This is a genomic window from Lentihominibacter faecis, assembly GCF_014306095.1.
Taxonomy (GTDB): Bacteria; Bacillota; Clostridia; order Peptostreptococcales; family Anaerovoracaceae; genus Lentihominibacter; species Lentihominibacter faecis.
In genome coordinates this window covers 1-4501 of sequence record NZ_JACRWC010000094.1, presented here as the reverse complement: position 1 = coordinate 4501, position 4501 = coordinate 1, and the positions used below count along the sequence as shown (strand labels likewise).

The 4501-nt window shown below is 49.1% G+C and carries 4 protein-coding genes; all 4 read right to left on the bottom strand.

What is annotated here, in order from left to right; translation table 11 throughout:
• Nucleotides 1–188 precede the first annotated feature (188 nt).
• Nucleotides 189–1298, bottom strand: coding sequence for a hypothetical protein (locus H8876_RS07210; protein ID WP_249287170.1), 1110 nt, complete (start codon nt 1296–1298; stop codon nt 189–191).
• Nucleotides 1298–2320, bottom strand: a complete 1023-nt coding sequence (locus tag H8876_RS07205) for a LacI family DNA-binding transcriptional regulator (RefSeq protein ID WP_249287169.1) — start codon at nt 2318–2320, stop codon at nt 1298–1300. Before H8876_RS07205 ends, H8876_RS07210 begins: the two co-directional genes overlap by 1 nt.
• A gap of 155 nt (nt 2321–2475) precedes the next feature.
• Nucleotides 2476–3756, bottom strand: a complete 1281-nt coding sequence (hisD, locus tag H8876_RS07200) for a histidinol dehydrogenase (protein WP_249287168.1) — start codon at nt 3754–3756, stop codon at nt 2476–2478.
• 311 nt (nt 3757–4067) lie between these two features.
• Nucleotides 4068–4501: hypothetical protein (locus H8876_RS07195; protein WP_465250738.1), on the bottom strand; the 434-nt coding region annotated here is incomplete at its 5' end.

The window sequence follows — 4501 nt, the reverse complement described above, 5'->3', positions numbered from 1 at the left end:
CAGCCTTTGTTTTGGTGAAAACCTTATTATGTAATGGCTGTGTAACCAGTTACATAACATTATAATAACACGTTTTCAGAATATTTCAAGTCATTTTTACAATTTCCTGCAAAAATGTAATTCTGACAATTTTGGTACGCTATCCCGCACCCTGCTAAAAATGGGCGTTACAGCGTATTTTGCAACGTTTACCAGGCCAGCTTCAATTTTTTTGCCGGGCAGATAAATGTGCACAAACCGCATCCTGTGCAGGCCTGTTCATCCACATTTACGCTGGTTTCGCTGCGAGAGATCGCCCCATAGATACAGGACGTCAGGCATTTATCGCAGTTCTCTGTGCACGGTACGCTCTGCACTGTGCTGACTGCCGGTTCTATCTTCATTTCATCGAAGGATTTCATATTGGCAAGAGCCTTGCCCCGAACCTGCTCTACCGAAGCAAGACCGTGAGCGTCCAGCCAGTTCTCCAGTTCTTCTACAATCGTGCCGATCGCACCATGACCCTGCGTCATGACAGCCGTTCCCACCTGAACAGCAGAAGCACCCAGCATAATGTATTCCAGCGCATGCTTTGCACTGTCCACGCCGCCTATCCCGCAGATCGGAATGTCTACCGACTGCGCGATGGCCGCCACCGATGCAAGCCCCATAGGACGGATATAAGGTCCTGAGATACCTCCATAAGTTGAAAGCGCCGGCTGCGCCGTTTCCAGATCGACCCCCAGGATCCCTCTTACCGTATTGATCGCACTGACGGCAGAAGCCCCTGCTTTCTTGGCAGCCTTTGCCACCTTAGTGATATTTGTCGTATTCTGCGACAGCTTGACGATCACAGGGATCCTGACATTGGATACCACTTCTTTCGTCATATCATAGATAACATCGGCATGGGACGCAACGACTTCCAGCGATTCCATCATCGGATTGGAAACCGAAAGCTCAATAGCGTCTGCACCGAATTTTTCCATTTTGCTTGCCAGGTAGGCAAGTTCCGAGGCGGTATGTGCGGAAATGCTGGCAATGACCACACCACCATCACTTTTCGCTATGTCCAGTTCTCTTTCCCATCCTTCTATTTGTATGTCACTATACAGCCTTATATTCTGCACTCCCATCTCATCGCATGCGATTCTCGGCCGCACGTCCAGCACAGTGTCGCTGACGATACTTTCTGTTACGACAGCCCCCGCACCGGAAGCTATAGATCTATGCAAAGCCTTCCCGTCCCGGTTCCACGGTCCTGCCGCCACGATGATCGGGTTTTTTAATTTCATTCCTAAAAAATCTGTACTCAACATTAAAACATCTCTCCAATCCTCTCTTTATGTCCACACGATTTTCGGATCCGCTGCTTCGTCTGCAAAGTGATCTGCCTCGGTTTTTCGTTGATTTTGTCTTCGTCCTCGATCAGGTCAAACAGCAGTCTGGCACCGTAGATCCCCATCTTGTGGAACGGTAATTCCACCGTGGTCAGTTTCGGCTCCACGAGGTTTGACATCCTGGCATTCCCAAATCCGGCTACCGCCACATCGTCAGGCACTTTCATGCCCAGATCTTTGATGGCATCCATCGCACCATATGCAATGTCGTCGCTGGTGGCGAAAATCGCCTGCGGCGGTCCGTCCGCCACCATTTTCTTCGCTCCCAGATAGCCGCCTTCTATAGTATTGTCCACCGCTTTGATATATTTTTCTTCTATCGCGATCCCGTTTTCCTCCAGTACTTCCCGATAGCCTTCCAGCATGTCTCTGGACTCCTGTTCCGGATCACTTCCGTACAGGATCCCGATGGTTTTATGTCCGTATTCGATAAAGTTTCGGATCATTCCTTCTGCACCTGCCTTACAGTCCACACGCACAGAATTGAATCCTTTGATATCCTTGTTTTCTCCGATCAGAACGATAGGTACGCCGTCTTCCTGGACAGCTTTTAAATTTTCTTCCTGCAAGAAAGAAAACATCAGAATAATACCGTCCACCTTTCTGGTCAGAAGCTGTTCAATATATTCGCTCTCGATCCTGTTGTTCTTCTCTACATTGCACATAAACGTCGTGTAGCCTTTCTGCAAAGCTACATCTTCCACACCTTTAGCGATCTCCATATAGGTGGAATTGAGTATATACGGAATGATCAGCCCTATCGTTTTGGTCCTGTTGAAGTTAAGACCCTGCGCGAACCAGTTGGGCTTGTATTCTTTATCTTCTATGATTTTCTGTATTTTTTCCCGGGTTTTTGGTGCAACATTTTCCGGGTGATTCAGTACCCGGGATACGGTAGCAACCGAAACCCCCGCGGCCTTGGCAATCTGTTTAATATTCATGAATTGCCTTCCCCTTTCCACTTGGTGTTATAATTATCTCACTTTTTTGACATTTTTTCAAGCAGGAATCCTTCTGCGCCCCGGTGATAAATCTTTGCAAAAGAAAAGCCCTGCAGAGAAAAGTCTCTCTCCGCAAGGCTTTGACGCTTTTTTGATTATTTTTTGTTTTTTTCCATCCTGATCTCCGCGGCTCTGGCGTGGCCGATGAGACCTTCTCCCCGAGCCAGGTTTGACACCAGCGGCGCGATATCCATCATGGCCTGCGGGCTCATACTCTGGTAGGTACATGTCTTCAGGAATGTGCCCACCCAGACGCCTCCTGTATATCTGGCTGCTCCCAGAGTCGGCAGCGTATGGTTGGTTCCGGACGCATAATCTCCGAAAACTTCTGCCGTATTTCCGCCGATAAACAGCGATCCATAATTGTGCAAAGCTCCCACCGTCTGTTCCAGCTGGGTCTCCGCCACATTGACTTCCAGATGCTCCGGCGCATAGGAGTTGGCGTATGCGATGGCTTCTTCCAGATCGTCTGCCAGCAGAACTTCACCGAAATCCGCCCAGGATCTTAATGCGATCTCCCGCGTATCCAGCTGTTCAAGCTGTTCTTCTACTGCTTTGATAACAGCCTGTCCAAAGCCTTCGTCTGTCGTTACTACAATTCCCTTTGCTTCTTTATCGTGCTCCGACTGCGCCAGCAGATCCGCTGCCACGATGTCTGGATCCGCGTTGCTGTCGGCAATGACCAGCACTTCGCTCGGTCCTGCCACAAAGTCGATACCCACCTTGCCGTAGCATTGGCGTTTTGCTTCTGACACGAAGCTGTTTCCCGGTCCCACGATGAGATTTACAGGCTGGATCTGATCTGTTCCATAAGAAAAGGCTGCGATAGCCTGTGCTCCTCCTACAGCGTATATCTCGTCAATACCGGCGATATCCATAGCGACCAGTGTCTTCGGGTGGATGTGCTCCGTACCTTTTATGACCGGGGAGCAGGCTGTAACGCGCTTTACACCTGCTGCCTTTGCAGGGATCCCCAGCATGAGCGCCGTGGAATAGAGCGGATATCCGCCTCCCGGAACATAGCAGCAGCAGGAATCCACCGGGATGATCCGGTGTCCCAGCATGATGCCTTTTGCAGGAGAAAAGTCCTTCAGTTCCATCATTGTTTTTCGTTGTGCCTGCGCAAAGGCCTTGATGTTGGCAGCAGCTTTTTTGATATCTTCGATGTCCTCTTCCGGCACTTCCTTATAGGCTGCCTCGATTTCTTCTTTTGAAATCCTTAGAGATGCTCTGTCGCATCCGTCAAATCTATGGTTGTATTCCAGCAGTGCTGCATCTCCGTTCTCGATGACATTTTCGATGATGTCGCCAACGGTTTTCCGCAAAGCACTGCGGTCTTCTTTCGTTCGCTCTTTTGATGCTTTCAGTATTTTCATGGTTCTGACCTTCTTTCAGTTTAGTGCTTTATCATAATAATACATAACATGGTTGGTGCTTGTCAACAAAACAGTGGAATTTTTCTTGTCAGAGGCGGCGGGCTTGGGCTGGAGATCTGCGGGGGCTGAGGCCGGGACTGGGACAAGATGCCGGCGGGGGCCGAGGCTGAGCAGGCAGGGAGCAAAACGAAGCTAAGGGTCTATTGTTGCGAAAAACAAGATGGGACAGGTAGCGGTGCCGGCGACCAAATCACATGGGCAGGCAGCGGACTCGGAGCGGCCAGGGACCGGACGGGATGCCGGCGGAAAAATCAACTCAAAAGAAAGCGCTCTATAATATCCTCCAGCAATCCTGGATTTTCCAAATCCTTCTCTCTTGTAATGATCAAATTGCTGTGCTCCCAAAATCCCGCATCATGGTAAACCTCAATTTTTCTAGCATTATTTTTATCGTATTCCGGATCACCTTCCTTTCCAAAATGCTCCCAAAATGCTATCGTCCAGTCCGGTTTCAGAATCTGAAAATCCGGTGACACTGTTGCAAGATCTAAATCCACTAAGGAATCGTAACGGTAAGCCATGCCGTATTCTTCAAGCTTATTTCCAATCGTGCGTTCCGACTTGGATCGCATTTTGATCCCCCAGTTTGTGGCATATTTCAAATTTTCCGGATATAAAGAGTTCTTTCGATACGAGGCAGTCATCCACTCATACTTTTTCTGATCCCAGCAGACACGTCGCAAAT